Genomic DNA, 14,627 nt, shown 5'->3' on the forward strand with positions numbered 1-14,627 from the left:
GGGTTATTCGGCGGGAATCCTGCCGCGCTCGGCGCCGCGCAGGCGCGCCTGGTAGTCATGCGCCTGCCAATCCGCCCGGAACAGCCATTGGTCCTCGGGCTGCCGTTGGGCCAGGTCGTCCGAGATTTCGACCTCGTCGAAACCGGCCCGGCGCGCCATCGCGTACTGGTCGGCGATGACATGGCCGCGCGCCCGCAGGCGCCCCTTGAAGCCCATCAGCCGGAGTTGCCGCGCGATGGTGAAGCCGCGCCCGTCGGAAAAGCTGGGAAAGTCGACGCGGATCATCGGGATGTCAGATATCCGCCCGGCCAGTTCATTGGGGTCGTTGCTGGACGCAAGATCGATGGCACAGCCAGGATGCGCGTCGTTCAGCGCGGCGATGGGGCCATCCCAGTCGTCGCTTGTAAAGCCTTGATCGGTCACGATAACGCTCATGCCGTTTCTCCTGTTCTGACGGGTTTTCCGTTGACGAAATGAATGCCGCATTCGGATTTGTCGGAGCCGCGCCAGCGGCCCGCGCGGGCGTCTTCGCCGGCGGCCACACGGCTGGTGCAGGGTTTGCACCCGATGGAAGGATAGCCCTGCGCCACCAGCGGATGCCGGGGCAGGCGGTTTTCTTCCATGTAGGTCTGCACGTCTTCGCGGGTCCAATGCGCCAGCGGGTTGACCTTCATCCGGCCCGTGGACTCTTCGGTCTCGAAGAAATCGAGCGCCGCCCGGTCACCGCCGTGATAGCGTTTGCGCCCGGTGATCCAGCCGTCGAACCCTTGCAACGCGTATTGCAGAGGCACCGTCTTGCGCAGGGTGCAGCAGGCGTCGGTGTCGGATTGGTGCAGGGTCCCGTTGGGGTCCTGCCGGGCCACCGCGTCGGTGTCGGGACGAATGATGCGCAGGTCCTTCAGACCCAGCCGCTCGGCCAGTTCCTGCTGGTAGACCAGCGTTTCGGCAAACAGCATCTCGGTATCGAGAAAGATCACCGGCGTGTCGCGCTTCAGCACCGAAATCATGTGCAAAAGCACCACGGATTCCGCGCCGAAGCTGGACACGAGCGCCAGCTTGCCCGCCTCGGGGCTGGCCAGCGCATGGCGCAGCACGGCGGTGGCGGAGTTCAGGCGATACCACTCGTTCAGACCCGAGACCCGGGTCGGCAGGCTGGTGTCGATCTTACTCTGCAGCATAGGCCTTGTCCTGTTCGTAGAGGGCGGTCTTGAACGGCGCCATGCCGACACGGCGGTAGAATTGCAGGAACGTCTCGTCCCGGTCCTGCCGCTGGTCGAGATAGGTCTCGACGATGCGTTCGACGGCCGGAATGATCTCGTCGGCCGAGAAGCCCGGTCCGGTACGGTCGCCGATAGCCGCGGTCTCGGTGTGGTCGCCACCCAGCGTGATCTGGTAGTTCTCGACGCCTGCGCGATCGAGCCCGAGGATACCGATATGGCCCACGTGGTGATGGCCGCAGGCGTTGATGCAGCCCGAGATCTTGATCTTCAGCTCGCCGATATCATGCTCCAGCTTCAACTCGTCGAAGCGGGTTGCGATTTGCTGGGCGATCGGGATGGATCGCGCTGTGGCAAGCGCGCAGTAATCCATGCCGGGGCAGGCGATGATATCCGAGATCAGGCCGATATTCGCCGTGGCCAGCCCGTGCTTTTTCAGAATGGCGTGCAGCGTGGGCAGGTGCGACTTATGCACATGCGGCAGGATCACGTTCTGCTCGTGGCTGATGCGTAGTTCGTCATGGCCGTTGAACTCGGCAAGGTCGGCCATCACCCGCATCTGGTCCGCCGTGGCGTCACCGGGCGTGGCGCCATGGGCCTTGAGGCTGATCTGGACGATTGAATATCCCGGCGCCTTGTGGGCGACGAGGTTCGTGTCGGCCCAGGACCGGAAGATCGGGTCGGTCTTGTACGTGGTCTCGAACACCTCGGTGCCGTCCTGCCGGAAGACGGGCGGGGCGAAGGCGGTCTTGATGTCTTCGAAGAGAGCGACGTCGATGCCCGAAAACGCGGGGCGGATAATCTCGAACCGCTCCTGAACCCGGGCGCGGATATCGTCGATGCCATGCTCGTGCACGGTGATCTTGATGCGCGACTTGTACTTGTTGTCGCGCCGGCCCAGCAGGTTCCAGACGCTGACCGTGGCCTCGATATAGGGCAGCAGGTCTTCCTGGCTGACGAAATCGGACAGTACCTTGCCGATCATCGGCGTCCGGCCAAGGCCACCGCCGACGAGAACGCGGTAACCGATTTCGCCGTCACGCTCGACGATCTGGATGCCGATATCATGCGCCTTGATCACGGCGCGGTCGTTCGGGCTGCCGGTCACGGCGATCTTGAACTTGCGCGGCAGGAACTGGAATTCCGGGTGATCGGTGGACCATTGCCGCAAGAGTTCGGCCACCGGGCGCGGATCGGCGATCTCGTCCTCGGCGGCGCCTGCGAAATGGTCAGCCGTCACGTTGCGGATGGTGTTGCCGGAGGTCTGGATGGCGTGCATCTCGACCTCGGCAAGCGCATCGAGGATTTCCGGCACGTCACGCAGCTCGGGCCAGTTGAACTGGATGTTCTGGCGCGTGGTGAAATGGCCGTAGCCCTTGTCCCACGTCTCGGCGATATGGGCGAGCTGGCGCATCTGGCGCGAATTGAGCGTGCCATAGGGAATCGCCACACGCAGCATGTAGGCGTGCAGTTGCAGATAAAGGCCGTTCATCAGGCGCAGCGGCTTGAACTCGTCCTCGGTCAGGTTGCCGGCGATGCGGCGCTCGACCTGGGCGCGAAACTGGCGGTTGCGCTCGGCCACGAAGGCCGCGTCGAATTCGGAATAGGAATACATCAGTTTACCTCGGCTTGTTTGCCATGGTCATAGTTGGACGGGCCGGTGCGGCGGAATTCCTCGCGGAAATGCGTCGGCTGCGGGCCGTTGTCAGAGGGCTTGGCATCGGCCAGATAGGGCCCGACGACCAGTTCGGGCTGGCCTTCGGCCTGCGCCAGCCGCAGCTTGGCGAGCGCCTCGTCGCTGATCAGTTCAGCCTCGGAAAGGTGCCGCGACCAGCGGTCATCGGCAGTTTGATAGACGACGTCGCCTTCGAGCAACGCATTGGCGGTGACGACCTTGGGCGTAAATTCTCTGGGCATCAGGCGAACTCCTGGGTCGAGAGGGAAAGACTTGCCTCGGCGGCACGCGGTGCCAGGCCGATGAAGGTAAGGGCGGGGCCGTCGAGATCGGCGGCTTCCAGATCCTGCGCCATGCGGGCCACGGTGGTGGCGACGATGCGCTGTTCCGGGCGCGAGGCGTTCTCGACGATGCTGACAGGGGTGGCGCGGTCGGCGCCATGCATCAGCAGGCGGCCCTGGATGAAGCGGCTGGATTTCTTGCCCATGTAGATCGCGGCCACCTCGCCGGGTTGGGCCAGCGTGGCCCAGTCCTGCTCGGCATAGCCTTTCATGTCATGGCCGGTGACGAAACGCACCGCGGCATTGCGCTGGCGCTTGGTCAGGCTTTGGCCGATGGCGGCCACACCGGCAGAGGCGGCGGTGATCCCGGGCACGATGTGCCAGCCGATCCCGGCGGCATCGACCGCGTCGATTTCTTCGTCGAGGCGGCCGAAGACGGTCGGATCGCCACCTTTCAGGCGCACCACCTGCGCGCCGGTTGCGGCGTGTTCGACGATCAGCGCGTTGATATCCTCCTGCGACATCGACGGGCCAAAGCCGGTTTTGCCGGCGTCGATCAGCGTCGCTTCGCGGCGGGCAAGTTCAAGGATTTCGGGCGTGACAAGCCGGTCGTGGATCACCACGTCGGCGGCGTCGAGCGCCTTGCGGGCCTTGAGGGTCAGCAGCTCCGGGTCACCGGGGCCGGCGCCGACGAAGGCCACATAACCCTTACGCTCTTCGGCCTTCACATGTTTGTCCAGAAGGGCGGGCAGGGCGTTGGTGACGGCCTCTTCGCCGCCTTCATCCATCGCACGCGGGCCGGTGCCGAAGTAATACTCCGACCAGAAGTCGCGGCGTTTGCGGCCCATGGGCAGTACCTCGACCGCCTTGCGGAACGCCTTGCCGATCCGGGCGAGAGTGCCCAGCGTGGCGGGCAGGCGCTCTTCCAGATCGGCCTTGATCGCGCGGGCCAGAACGGGGGCCGCGCCCTCGGTGCCGATGGCGACGGTCACCGGGTCACGATCCACGATCGCGGGCGTGATGAAGGCGCTGTCCTGCAGGTTGTCGACGATATTCACCAGCGCGCCATCGGCGCGGGCGATGGCGGAGGTGCGGGCATCCTCGGCCTCGTCCTCGTCCGCGGCGTAGAACAGAACGGCGCAGGTCGTGTCGCCCGGCTCCATCGCGCGACGCACGAGGCGCAGCTTGCCGGCTACGTGCCAGTCTTCGATCTCTTGCGCGGGAGACGGGGTGAACACCGTCAGGTGCGCTTCGGTCTTCAGCAGCAGGCGCAGCTTGGCCAGGGCCGCGTCGCCGCCTCCGGACAGTACGACGCGACGGCCCTCGAGCGCGACGAAGATGGGAAAATGTTTCACGGGGGCTTGCCTCCGGCTGCGATTGACTTGCCCTTAGATATAGAAAATATTCCCGGTATTGCGCCACTGGTCGGCGCGAATAAGGACATGCGTTCCAAAATGCTTTCAGCGGACAGGGCGTGTTCCGGGAAAAGGGAAATTGTGGAATGAGTGTTCGCCTTGACGAACTGGATCGGAAAATCCTCTTGGAACTGCAAAAGGACGGCGGGCAGTCGCTGGACGATATCGCCAAATCCGTGGGCAGTTCGAAGACGCCGGTGTGGAACCGGATTCGCAAGATGCGGGAAGGCGGTGTGATCCGCCAGCAGACTTTTCTGCTGGATCCAGAAGCCTTGGGACTGGAGGCCTGTTTCTTTGTCCTGATCCGCACGTCAGAGCACGACAAGGAGTGGCAGGACAGGTTTTTGAATGCGCTGAGAACCCGGCCCGAGGTGATGGAGGCGCACCGGCTGGCGGGCGATATCGACTATATCCTGAAGGTCGTGGTCAGCAACGCGCGGGCCTACGACACCTTTTACCAGGCGCTGATTTCAGAGGTGAAAGTGCACAACGTGACCGCGCTCTTGTCGATGGAAGAGATCAAATCGACGACGATGTTGCCGGTCTAGCCGATCATGTCGATTGCTCCAGCGCCTTGATAATGGGCGAGAAATCCGCGGCCTTGAGGCTTGCGCCGCCGACGAGGGCGCCATCGACATTGTCGGTGGCGAAAATCTCGGCGGCGTTGTCGGGTTTCACCGATCCGCCGTAGAGCAGGGGGATCGCACCGCCTTCCTCTGCGCCGAAGCGGCGGATCATGTCGGCGCGGATGAAATCGTGAACCTCGTCGATCTGGTCGGTCGTGGGAATCCTGCCGGTGCCGATGGCCCAGATCGGCTCGTAGGCGATCACCGTATTGGCCGCGGTGCAGGCATCGGGCAGGGACGCGGCGAGCTGGCCGCCGATGATTTCGAGCGTGCTGGCCGACTCGCGCTGCGCCAGCGACTCGCCCACGCAGACGATGGCGACCAGCCCGGCGGCGTGGACCGCGCGGATCTTGGCGTTGACGGCGTCACTGCTTTCGCCGTGATCTTCGCGCCGTTCGGAATGTCCGAGGATGACGCTGGTGGCGCCGGCGTCGGCCAGCATCTGGGCAGAGATATCGCCGGTATGGGCGCCACTGACCTGCGCGTGACAATCCTGTCCGCCGATCTGAACGGACGCGTCCGCCATAAGCGCCGCAGCCGGATGTATCAGCGTGGCGGGCGGGCAGATGAGAATGTCCACGGACGGATCGGGATGCGCCTGTGCGAGAGCGGACAATTCCTGCAAGGCACCGCGCGTGCCGTTCATCTTCCAGTTACCAGCCGCCAGCTTACGCGCCATTCCTTACCTCCCGGTTAATTGACCGGAGTGGTAGCGGCTCGAGCCGGGCTGGGCAACGGCTACATGCCTTCGAACTTGATCGACTCGCCGCAGCCGCACGCCTCGGTGACGTTGGGATTGTTGAAGACGAAGCCCGATTCCAGAAGCGAGGTCTGGTAGTCGATCTCGGTCCCGAAAAGGAACATCTGCGCCATGGGGGCGATCATCACGCGCGCACCATCCTGCTCGACCACCTCGTCGTTGGGGTCGACCTCGGTCACGTAGTCCATGGTGTATTCCATGCCCGCGCAGCCGCCTTTCTTGACGCCGATGCGCAGGCCCTGGTGGCCGTCCTTGTCCATCAGGCGGGCAATCATCGACGCCGCTTTGGGGGTCATGGTGACCGCCTGCTTGCCTGGAATTCCGAACATGGTGCTGCCTTTCTCGCTGCGTTGACCTCAATCTAAGCAAGCCACCGGGCAATCTCAAGCGGCGGCAGCAATTCCATCCAGGCGCGGGTGGTCTCGGCCACGAGGAACGCCCATGCAAAGGAGGCCAGCGTGCCGATGATCACGTATTCCGCCGTTTTCTGATCCCGCGCGGCGGTGCCGAAGCGCAGGATGGACTTGGCCGTGATCAAAAAGCCGACGGCAAGCGGTTGATTTGCCATGACGAAAAAGAAGATTAGCCCGCGTTCGATCAGCCCGATCTGGCGGCCGCCATTGCGCAGGCCACGTTGCTGGATCAGCGTGCCATGCGAGCGCATCAACAGGCCGATGGCGTATTGTCCGGCGACCAGGGTCGCGATCAGGCCGGAGAGAAGCGCCATCAACGGCAACAGGGTGGGCATGTCGGCCCAGGCGCCGGTGGCCCAGAGGGTGGGGGCGTGAAACGCGACGGCGACAATCACCAGTAGGTGCAGGGCCTGATCGGCGAGAAACGCCGTCAGGCCCTTGAAATTGCCGTAGGTTTTGGCGCAGTCGATCGCGAGGTGCAGGGCGGCCAGCGCCAGAACCGGCAAAGCGTCCACCTGGCCCAGCGCGGCCATGGAGACCACCAGAACCAGCGCGCTGTGCAGAAGCATTACGCCGAAATGGCGCTTGTGGCGGTGGATCCAGTCGGTTTGCAGGACGAAATCGGCCAAGACATGAGCAAAGAGGAGGGCGGTCAGGGTTTCGATCATTCCGACGTCTCCAGCAGTGTCAGGGCATCGTGCAGGGCCGGGTAACCGGCGGCGTGCAGGGCCTGGTCAATGGCCTGGCGGGAAATGCCGAGGCGGTCGGCGGCGACGCGGCGCGGCCCGGTTCCGGGGGGCAGCATCGCGGCCACGGCGCGGGCCTGGGCCTGGGTCCAGCCCTGCGCGATATGGTCGGCAAGCCGGAAGGTGGCGTCGAGCGGGCCACCGTCGGCGTGTGCCAGGAGCGTGTTGCCCGAGAGCGTTTCCAGCAGACGGCCAGACGCACTGAACGCGGGGCCGTGGGCGCTGTTGGGGTTGGCGTCAGGTCCGTCGGGGAGGGTGCCTTTGCCGGTCGCCACGGCGATGCGCGTTTGCACTGCAGGATCCAGCGCCATCAGGCTGGATTGCAGGTAAAGCGTTGATCTGAAGGTGTATTCAGCCGCATTGACCGCCAGTTGCCAGCCGTCCCCGCCGCGTCGTCCGAAGGCAATCGTGGCGCCCTGGCCCCAAGCGGAAATGTCATCTGACAGCCGGTCGAGGCAGGCCATGACATCGTCCAGGCGGTCCGCCGAAAGGGCGGAGGAGTCGACGATATCGCCGGTGAGGACGGTCCAAATCATATGCAAGTAATATTACTTGCTTTTGCAAAATGCAAGCGTTTTTGCTTGCCTTACATGAACCCGAGTTCGAGCCTTGCCTCGTCGCTCATCATGTCCATGCCCCAGGGCGGCTCCCAGGTCAGATCAACATCAACCTGTTTCACACCTGCTAACGGCTCGATCGCCTCGGCGACCCAGCCGGGCATTTCGCCGGCGACGGGGCAGCCGGGCGCGGTCAGGGTCATGATGACGCTGACCTCGTTCTGGGCGGTGATGTCGATCGTGTAGATCAGCCCGAGGTCATAGATATTCACAGGGATTTCAGGGTCATAGACCGAGCGGCACGCTTCGACGATCTGGTCGTAAAGCGGGTGATCCGTGCTGGAGGGCGCGATCAGCGGCGCGCCTTCGAGGGGTTCTGGCTGTTGGGTCATGTCACGTCCTGTGCCGTTATCCGACTGAATATATAAGGATATGAGAGCGCCGCGTCCAGAGGGGGTGCGGTGGATTAACGCCCGGGTTTCGGCCGGATCGGGCGGGGGTGACATGCGTGCACCCCGCGTGCACCGGGTGTGCACCGCCGCGGCGCGGCATCGGGCGGCCCGAAAGGGTTAACGCGCGCCGGGTGACGTTGCGTTCCCCGGGGTCACTTGCTGGTGCGTCGCCGCCGCACGGGTTCGGGGCGCACGCGGGCCTCGATATCGTCGTAGAGCATCCCGACGATGTTCTTGCCGGTGGAATTTTCGATCCCCTCCATGCCGGGCGAGGAGTTGACCTCGAGCACCTTGGGCCCCGCCTCGGCCCGTAGAAGGTCGACGCCCGCCAGCCCCAGGCCGAAGGCGCGGGCGGCGCGCAGGGCGGTTTCGCGCTCGGTCTTGGTGATGCGCACAGACTTGGCCGAACCGCCGCGGTGCAGGTTGGAGCGGAAATCGCCCTCGGCGCCCGTGCGTTTCATCGAGGCCACGACCTTGCCGCCGATCACGAGACAGCGGATATCCTCGCCCGCGGCCTCCTTGACGAAATCCTGCACGAGGAAGTTGGCCTTGAGGCCGCGGAAGGCGTCGATCACGGACTCGGCGGCCTTCTTGGTTTCGGCCAGCACGACGCCCTTGCCTTGGGTCGATTCCAGCAGCTTGACGATCAGGGGCGCGGTGCCGACGAGGCCGATGAGGTTGCCGGTGTCCTGCGGCGAGGCGGCGAAGGCGGTGTTGGGCATACCCACCTTGGCGCGGGCCATAAGCTGATGCGCATAGAGCTTGTCGCGGCTGGACGAGATACCGGCCGAAGGGTTCACGCAATAGGTGCCGATGGTTTCGAACTGGCGGACCACGGCGGCGCCGTAGGACGTGATCGAGGCGCCGATGCGCGGGATCACGGCATCGTAGCGGGGCAGGCGCTTGCCGTCGTAATGCACCTCGGGCGCCAGCGTGTTGATCGCCATGTAGCAACGGGTGGTGTTGATCACCTCGACGGAATGGCCGCGCTTCTCGCCTTCCTCGACGAGGCGGCGGGTGGAGTAGTTGTCCTCGCGCGAGAGCACCGCGATGCGCAAGGAGCGGTTGGGCTGAGCCTCGCGCATCTTCTTGGTGTGGTAGACGTCGTAGTTGAGCTCGGGCTGAAGAAAGCGGTCGGTGGCGACGATCGAGATGTGGTCCTTGAGCGCGGTGCGGCCCAGGAGCATCCGGCTGTTCATGGTGGAGCGGTTGGTCAGCGTGATCTCGATCGGCCAGGACTGGCCCGCGACCTCGAGCTTGCTTTCGATGACGTAGCGCAGTTCCTTCTCGCCGTTCGAGGACGCGACCTCGCGCCGGTCGACGATGGGGGCCGAGCAGGGGATCACGAGGTCGTCGCGGCCCGGGATCGGGTGCACGGTGAACCGGACCTTGGGTTTCGAGGACGGCCCGAAGGTTTCGATGTCGAAGGCGTGGAGCGCCGAGGTGCGCGCGCCGGTATCGACCTTGGCCCGCAACGCCGGCACGCCCAGTCCGGGCAGGGAAATCCATTCTTCCCAGCCAAAGTTCAGGATCTCGGGGCTGTCGGCGGATGCTGTCATGGGGTGGCCTTTTGATTGTGGATCGGTCGACGGTGGAACTGCAAGTTTCACCACGTAATCCATGTCGGCACAAGGTTACGCTGGGATGACGGTCGCGGGCGCGGCGCGTGAAGCTACTTGTTGATGTCTTCGTCGAAGTAGCGGGTCTGGTCGTCGGGCGCACGAAAGAGGCGGCGCAGTACCAGCCATGCGACGAGCGAGACGCCGGCGAAGAGAGCGACGAGAGTGGGGGCCGCGAACGGCCCGAGCAGAGCCACCAGCAGGGCCATGACCGCGGCGCCCACGGCAATGCCGAGGAAGATGTAGCCCGGCATCAGCAGTTCGAGGATGGCGATGGCCAGCGCGGCGCAGAGCCAGACCCACCAGTGCGACAGCAGGTCGATCATGGCTTGCCCTTCAGCATGGTGAAGGCATTGGCGAAGGCCTCGACCGCGTGGGCGGGGACGATCACGGTCTGCGACGACGGCCCCTGGCCCAGGGCGTTGAGCGCCTCGACCTGTTTCAGGGCGACCTGGTATTGCGCGGCTTCCAGCCCGTTATCGGCGATGGCGCGGGCCACGACGCCGGTGGCATAGGCCTCGGCGTCGGCCTGGATCCGGCGGGCCTCGGCGGTTTTCTCGGCGGCGTAGAGATCGGCGTCGGCGGCCAGTTCGACGGCGCGTTTCTTGCCCTCGGCCTCGGTCACCTGGGCGCGGCGGGCGCGTTCGGCGTTGAGCTGTTGCAGCATGGCTTCGCGGGTGGCCTGGTCGAGATTGACGTCGAGGATCTCGGCGCGGGTGACCTCGATCCCCCAGTTGTCGACGGCGTCCTCGACATGCTGCTTGATCGTGTCGATCAGTTGCGAGCGGTTGGCCTGCACGTCGTCGAGATCCATCTTGCCGATCTCGGCCCGCACGATCCCGGCCACGGTGGTGGCGATGGCAGCGTCCACGTCGCGGATGCGGTAGACGGTCTTTTCCGGGTTGGTGATGCGGTAGAAGACGGAGGTTTCGACCTCGACCAGCACGTTGTCGCGGGTGATGGCGTCCTGGCTGGCATTGGGCAGCTGGCGTTCGAGGATCGAGACGCGGTGCCGGATCTTGTCGAGGAAGGGCACGATGAAGTTGATCCCCGGCCCCAGCACCGAGCGCAGGCGGCCGAAGCGTTCGACCACGTGCTGTTCGGATTGCGGCACGATCTTCACGCCCTTGAAGATCACGAGGAACAGCAGCAGGGCGAGCAGGATGTAGGACAGGTTGGAAGAGAGCAGGTCGATAATCTGGTCTTCGGTCATCGGGATCCCCGTTGAAAAGGTCCCGGCTTAATAGGGCCAGCGCGCGCGCCAATGCAAGGCTTCGATCCGTCGGGCGCGCGGGGTCAGCCGCCGGGATAATCCTGCACCGGACCCTGCGGCAGGAAGGGCTTGCCGGTTTCCTGTTCAAGCTCGGCGGCGCGGGTCAGCAGGCGTTCGCGGCAGGCGGTTTCGAGATCCCAGAAGGTGGACTGGTCGGGGGTGGGCAGGGCGAAGAGGACCTTCTTGCCGAAGATGTCCTGGTCCTCGACCCAGACGCCGGCGTCGTCCTTGGAGCCCAGCGTGCCGTCGTCGATCTCGTCCATGATCTGAAAGAACGCCGTGCGCAGGGCGGATACATCGGCGGTCTGGGCGAAGGTCAGGCGGATCGGTCGGGTCATCTCGCGGTCGCCGGCGGAGAGGTTCTCGAACGGGTGCTTGACGAAGTGGCTGACCGGCACGATGAAGCGGTTGCCGGTCCAGATCGCCAGCTGGACATAGGTGAAATGGATGCGCTCGACGGTGCAGAAGCGGTCCTCGAAGATGATCTGGTCGCCGATCCGGGCCGAGCGGTTGAGCGCGATCTGCACGGCGGCCAGGAGGTTGCCCAGCACCTCGCGGGCGGCAAAACCCAGTACGATGGTGATCGCACCCGCCCCGGCCAGCAGGGTGTAGCCCAGCGAGTTGAAGACCTGCACCGAACTGAGCAGCGTGGCGGCGCCGGCGATGACGGCGAGGATGATGACGAACTTGCGGAAGCCCGACAGCATGGTGGCCATGTTGCGATAATGCGCGTTGCCCGGGTTGGCGAGTTCCTCGGGGCTGTTGAGGCTGACGCGGTCGAAGATCTCGTCGGCGACGCGCACGGCCGCCAGGGCGAAGCCGATGACATAGCCCAGAAGGACCAGGGGGCCGACGACGACGCTGATCGGGCCGGTGACCACCAGCAGGCGGTTGGTGGTGAAGCCGATGACGGCGGAAATCACCATGATCGTGGCGGGCAGGCGGAAGGCGCGGACGCAGGCCTGCACGATCCGCCGGCTGGAGAACTGGCCCAGCCAGCCGACGAGGCGATAGGCGATGTAGCCCAGCAGGAACGCGACGACGGTGATGACGGGCAGCGCCAGCCATTCCCAGATATACATCCCGAACGGGCCGCGTTCGCGCGCCCAGGGGGGCATCGCCATTTCAAGCTCGGTCGGCTTGAAGCGCTCGTAAAGCGCGGGGATGTCGCGCACGCTCTGCCGCGAGATGAGCCAGACCGCATCGCCGTTCGCGGGTTTCACGCGGTTGAGGCGCAGGGGCACGGGGCGCTTGTCCAGCTCCAGCATGTTGAGCAGGATCGAGCGGCGCACGCGGCCGGCGCCGGGGTCTTCCTCGGCCCCGTCGAGCCAGCCGTCGGGACGGTCCGACAGGTCGGTCCAGGGGATCAGGACCTGGCGGTCGATGATCATCTTCAGCTGCCGCGCGAGGTCGGCACCGCGGTTGGCCTGCATTTCGAGCGGCAGATCGCCCAGGTCCAGCAGGTGGGCCGCGGCGCCGTACTCTTCCTTGTCGAAAAAGGCGAGGAGGGATTCCACGGTCGAGCGGGGCGTGTCGCGGTCGAGGGATTCAGGCGGCTGGGGCAGGCCGGGATTCAGCAGGTCGATCTCGAAATGAGGCTCCTGCGCAAGTGACGCGACCGCACCGGACACGAGGATGAGGAGCGCCGCCAAGAGGCTGCGCAGCGAGGCGGCGATAATGTGCATCGGTCTGGTCACGGGTCCCGTCGTTTTCGTGCCAGCATAACCCGGCCCGTGCCGATTTGGTTCATTTTCTTCCGCGCGGCCCGGTGCGGGGTCGATAACCGGAGTGATTGAAGCTTTCGCCAAAGGCGTTATGGAGGGCGCGGTGAGGTCAGAGGGTGATGACATGACGAACGGGTTCGCTTTCGAGCTGGGCGCAACGGACGGGCAGGCGCGGACGGGGGTGATCCGCACGCCGCGCGGCGAGGTGCGCACGCCGGCCTTCATGCCGGTGGGGACCGCCGCCACGGTCAAGGCGATGATGCCTGAAAGCGTGCGCGAGACCGGGGCGGATATCCTGTTGGGCAACACCTATCACCTGATGTTGCGCCCCACGGCGGAGCGGATCGACGCCCTGGGCGGCTTGCATCGGTTCATGAACTGGGAGCGGCCCATTCTGACCGACAGTGGCGGGTTCCAGGTGATGAGCCTGGCGGGGTTGCGCAAGCTGACCGAGGCGGGGGTCACCTTCAAGAGCCATATCGACGGGTCGAAACACGAGCTGACCCCCGAGCGGTCGATGGAGATCCAGCGCCTGTTGGGCAGCGATATCGTGATGTGTTTCGACGAATGCCCCGCGCTGCCGGCGAGCGACGACGAGGTGGCGCGGGCAATGCGCCTGTCGATGCGGTGGGCGGCGCGGTCGAAGGACGCGTTCGGGGACCGGCCCGGCCATGCGCTTTTCGGGATCATGCAGGGCGGCGTGACGCAGGCGCTGCGCGAGGAAAGCGCCAGGGCTCTGGTGGATATCGGGTTTGACGGTTACGCGGTGGGCGGCCTGGCCGTGGGCGAGGGGCAGACGGCGATGTTCGGCGTGCTGGACTATGCCACCGGGTATCTGCCCGAGGACAAGCCGCGCTACCTGATGGGGGTGGGCAAGCCCGACGACATCGTGGGCGCGGTGAAGCGCGGGGTGGACATGATGGATTGCGTGCTGCCGTCGCGGTCGGGGCGGACGGGGCAGGTGTTCACCCGGCGCGGCGTGCTGAACATCAAGAACGCGCGGCACCAGGACGACCCGCGCCCCCTGGACGAGGCCTGCACCTGTCCGGCCTGCCGCAACTATTCGCGCGCTTACCTGCATCACGTGTTTCGCAGCCAGGAGATCATCAGTTCGATGCTGCTGACCTGGCACAACCTGCATTACTACCAGGAGATCATGGCGGGGATGCGCGAGGCCATCGCCGAGGGCCGGTTCGCCGCCTGGGAAGCTGAGTTTCACGCCGGGCGGGCCGAGGGGGATATCCCGCCGATTTGACTGCAATCGCAATGGCTTGGCCGATCCACCGGCTTTTGGCTCCAAACTGTTTCCAAAACGTGATCCGATTTCTCTAGGTGGTGGGCGGTTTTCCGCTTATCCTGATGTCATTACTGGGGAAATGAGTACTATTACAATGACTTATGCTGCCTTTGCCTTTAGCTGGATGTCCGTCGCGCTGTTCGCGGCCGTGCTGCTCGCCTAGTTCAGGCACGCGACGGACCCTCCGAGCCCTGAATTTCAGACCGGCACCACGCACCGGGCCGATTCATTTTTTTGAACGCTTTGCCGGCAGAGCGCGACCCAGAGGCATCACGACACCGTGACAGGCTGGGAGCGATCAGATGACATATGCGGTTTTCACCTTCACCTGGGCCTCTATGGCGGTTCTTGCGGCGGTGCTGCTGGCCTGACCGTGCCGCGCCAGGGACGCGCCAGGGACGCGCCAGAACGCGCGTCCACGCATGGGCCGCGCCTGCGCGAAAATGCGCAATCACTGTTAAGAACGCGTATATTTGGTGCTTGTGCCTGTCTGCGCCGCGAGTCATGCTGGCACCAGCCCCCTTGAGGGCCGAGGTTGAAACTGGTCCGAGAGCGCCCAGATTAAGCCTATC

Annotated in this window: 17 protein-coding genes; 3 read left to right on the top strand and 14 right to left on the bottom strand. The window is 64.8% G+C overall.

What is annotated here, in order from left to right; genetic code table 11:
* Positions 1-3 precede the first annotated feature (3 nt).
* From FIU89_RS08225 to cysG, 5 genes are read right to left on the bottom strand one after another with little or no spacing between them, the layout of a single operon-like run.
* On the bottom strand, positions 4-435 hold the full coding sequence (locus tag FIU89_RS08225) for a DUF934 domain-containing protein (protein WP_152492151.1): 432 nt from the start codon (positions 433-435) through the stop codon (positions 4-6).
* Positions 432-1,178, bottom strand: a complete 747-nt coding sequence (locus tag FIU89_RS08230; protein ID WP_152492152.1) for a phosphoadenylyl-sulfate reductase — start codon at positions 1,176-1,178, stop codon at positions 432-434. The genes FIU89_RS08225 and FIU89_RS08230 overlap by 4 nt, the downstream gene beginning before the upstream one ends.
* Positions 1,165-2,832 (bottom strand): nitrite/sulfite reductase, encoded by a 1,668-nt coding sequence (locus tag FIU89_RS08235; RefSeq protein WP_152492153.1) that lies wholly within the window; start codon positions 2,830-2,832, stop codon positions 1,165-1,167. The genes FIU89_RS08230 and FIU89_RS08235 overlap by 14 nt, the downstream gene beginning before the upstream one ends.
* On the bottom strand, positions 2,832-3,134 hold the full coding sequence (locus FIU89_RS08240) for a DUF2849 domain-containing protein (RefSeq protein ID WP_152492154.1): 303 nt from the start codon (positions 3,132-3,134) through the stop codon (positions 2,832-2,834). Before FIU89_RS08240 ends, FIU89_RS08235 begins: the two co-directional genes overlap by 1 nt.
* Positions 3,134-4,528, bottom strand: coding sequence for a siroheme synthase CysG (gene cysG / locus FIU89_RS08245; RefSeq protein ID WP_152492155.1), 1,395 nt, complete (start codon positions 4,526-4,528; stop codon positions 3,134-3,136). The genes FIU89_RS08240 and cysG overlap by 1 nt, the downstream gene beginning before the upstream one ends.
* Positions 4,529-4,674: 146 nt before the next feature.
* On the opposite strand from cysG, the gene FIU89_RS08250 reads away from it, so the two are divergent.
* Positions 4,675-5,136: an Lrp/AsnC family transcriptional regulator gene (locus FIU89_RS08250; RefSeq protein ID WP_057794009.1), complete on the top strand. Its 462-nt coding sequence runs from the start codon at positions 4,675-4,677 to the stop codon at positions 5,134-5,136.
* 4 nt (positions 5,137-5,140) lie between these two features.
* Here FIU89_RS08250 and tpiA read toward each other — a convergent pair whose 3' ends face one another.
* The 9 genes from tpiA to FIU89_RS08295 all read right to left on the bottom strand — a co-directional run bounded on the left by tpiA (position 5,141) and on the right by FIU89_RS08295 (position 12,731).
* Complete coding sequence (tpiA, locus tag FIU89_RS08255) at positions 5,141-5,893, bottom strand: triose-phosphate isomerase (protein WP_152492156.1); 753 nt, start codon at positions 5,891-5,893, stop codon at positions 5,141-5,143.
* A gap of 59 nt (positions 5,894-5,952) precedes the next feature.
* The gene (locus FIU89_RS08260; RefSeq protein ID WP_057794005.1) at positions 5,953-6,303 is read right to left on the bottom strand and encodes an iron-sulfur cluster assembly accessory protein; all 351 of its coding nucleotides are present in this window, start codon (positions 6,301-6,303) and stop codon (positions 5,953-5,955) included.
* 32 nt (positions 6,304-6,335) lie between these two features.
* Entirely contained in the window at positions 6,336-7,055 is a 720-nt protein-coding gene (locus FIU89_RS08265) for a DUF3307 domain-containing protein (RefSeq protein ID WP_152492157.1), read from the bottom strand.
* The gene (locus FIU89_RS08270; RefSeq protein WP_152492158.1) at positions 7,052-7,669 is read right to left on the bottom strand and encodes a MarR family transcriptional regulator; all 618 of its coding nucleotides are present in this window, start codon (positions 7,667-7,669) and stop codon (positions 7,052-7,054) included. Before FIU89_RS08270 ends, FIU89_RS08265 begins: the two co-directional genes overlap by 4 nt.
* A gap of 50 nt (positions 7,670-7,719) precedes the next feature.
* Positions 7,720-8,082 carry an SUF system Fe-S cluster assembly protein gene (locus tag FIU89_RS08275; RefSeq protein ID WP_152492159.1) on the bottom strand — a complete coding sequence of 121 codons (363 nt, stop codon included), beginning with the start codon at positions 8,080-8,082 and terminating at the stop codon, positions 7,720-7,722.
* Between the two features lie 212 nt (positions 8,083-8,294).
* The gene (gene rimK / locus FIU89_RS08280) at positions 8,295-9,701 is read right to left on the bottom strand and encodes a 30S ribosomal protein S6--L-glutamate ligase (protein WP_152492160.1); all 1,407 of its coding nucleotides are present in this window, start codon (positions 9,699-9,701) and stop codon (positions 8,295-8,297) included.
* Between the two features lie 113 nt (positions 9,702-9,814).
* Positions 9,815-10,087, bottom strand: coding sequence for an NfeD family protein (locus FIU89_RS08285; RefSeq protein ID WP_152492161.1), 273 nt, complete (start codon positions 10,085-10,087; stop codon positions 9,815-9,817).
* The gene (locus FIU89_RS08290) at positions 10,084-10,974 is read right to left on the bottom strand and encodes an SPFH domain-containing protein (protein ID WP_152492162.1); all 891 of its coding nucleotides are present in this window, start codon (positions 10,972-10,974) and stop codon (positions 10,084-10,086) included. Before FIU89_RS08290 ends, FIU89_RS08285 begins: the two co-directional genes overlap by 4 nt.
* An 83-nt stretch (positions 10,975-11,057) precedes the next feature.
* Positions 11,058-12,731, bottom strand: coding sequence for a mechanosensitive ion channel family protein (locus FIU89_RS08295; protein ID WP_172978061.1), 1,674 nt, complete (start codon positions 12,729-12,731; stop codon positions 11,058-11,060).
* 151 nt (positions 12,732-12,882) lie between these two features.
* On the opposite strand from FIU89_RS08295, the gene tgt reads away from it, so the two are divergent.
* A complete protein-coding gene (gene tgt, locus FIU89_RS08300) occupies positions 12,883-14,013 on the top strand; it encodes a tRNA guanosine(34) transglycosylase Tgt (RefSeq protein WP_152492164.1) in 1,131 nt (376 codons plus the stop codon).
* A gap of 16 nt (positions 14,014-14,029) precedes the next feature.
* The gene (locus FIU89_RS08305; RefSeq protein WP_152492165.1) at positions 14,030-14,218 is read left to right on the top strand and encodes a hypothetical protein; all 189 of its coding nucleotides are present in this window, start codon (positions 14,030-14,032) and stop codon (positions 14,216-14,218) included.
* Positions 14,219-14,627: the final 409 nt, after the last annotated feature.

The sequence above is a fragment of the Roseovarius sp. THAF27 genome (assembly GCF_009363655.1).
Taxonomy (GTDB): domain Bacteria; phylum Pseudomonadota; class Alphaproteobacteria; order Rhodobacterales; family Rhodobacteraceae; genus Roseovarius.

Bases quoted from the DNA above. Each gene is read 5' to 3' on its own strand.
- FIU89_RS08225 (WP_152492151.1), bottom strand. From the start codon at position 435: ATGAGCGTTATCGTGACCGATCAAGGCTTTACAAGCGACGACTGGGAT.
- FIU89_RS08230 (WP_152492152.1), bottom strand. From the start codon at position 1,178: ATGCTGCAGAGTAAGATCGACACCAGCCTGCCGACCCGGGTCTCGGGT.
- FIU89_RS08235 (WP_152492153.1), bottom strand. From the start codon at position 2,832: ATGTATTCCTATTCCGAATTCGACGCGGCCTTCGTGGCCGAGCGCAAC.
- FIU89_RS08240 (WP_152492154.1), bottom strand. From the start codon at position 3,134: ATGCCCAGAGAATTTACGCCCAAGGTCGTCACCGCCAATGCGTTGCTC.
- FIU89_RS08250 (WP_057794009.1), top strand. From the start codon at position 4,675: ATGAGTGTTCGCCTTGACGAACTGGATCGGAAAATCCTCTTGGAACTG.
- tpiA (WP_152492156.1), bottom strand. From the start codon at position 5,893: ATGGCGCGTAAGCTGGCGGCTGGTAACTGGAAGATGAACGGCACGCGC.
- FIU89_RS08260 (WP_057794005.1), bottom strand. From the start codon at position 6,303: ATGTTCGGAATTCCAGGCAAGCAGGCGGTCACCATGACCCCCAAAGCG.
- FIU89_RS08265 (WP_152492157.1), bottom strand. From the start codon at position 7,055: ATGATCGAAACCCTGACCGCCCTCCTCTTTGCTCATGTCTTGGCCGAT.
- FIU89_RS08270 (WP_152492158.1), bottom strand. From the start codon at position 7,669: ATGATTTGGACCGTCCTCACCGGCGATATCGTCGACTCCTCCGCCCTT.
- FIU89_RS08275 (WP_152492159.1), bottom strand. From the start codon at position 8,082: ATGACCCAACAGCCAGAACCCCTCGAAGGCGCGCCGCTGATCGCGCCC.
- rimK (WP_152492160.1), bottom strand. From the start codon at position 9,701: ATGACAGCATCCGCCGACAGCCCCGAGATCCTGAACTTTGGCTGGGAA.
- FIU89_RS08285 (WP_152492161.1), bottom strand. From the start codon at position 10,087: ATGATCGACCTGCTGTCGCACTGGTGGGTCTGGCTCTGCGCCGCGCTG.
- FIU89_RS08290 (WP_152492162.1), bottom strand. From the start codon at position 10,974: ATGACCGAAGACCAGATTATCGACCTGCTCTCTTCCAACCTGTCCTAC.
- tgt (WP_152492164.1), top strand. From the start codon at position 12,883: ATGACGAACGGGTTCGCTTTCGAGCTGGGCGCAACGGACGGGCAGGCG.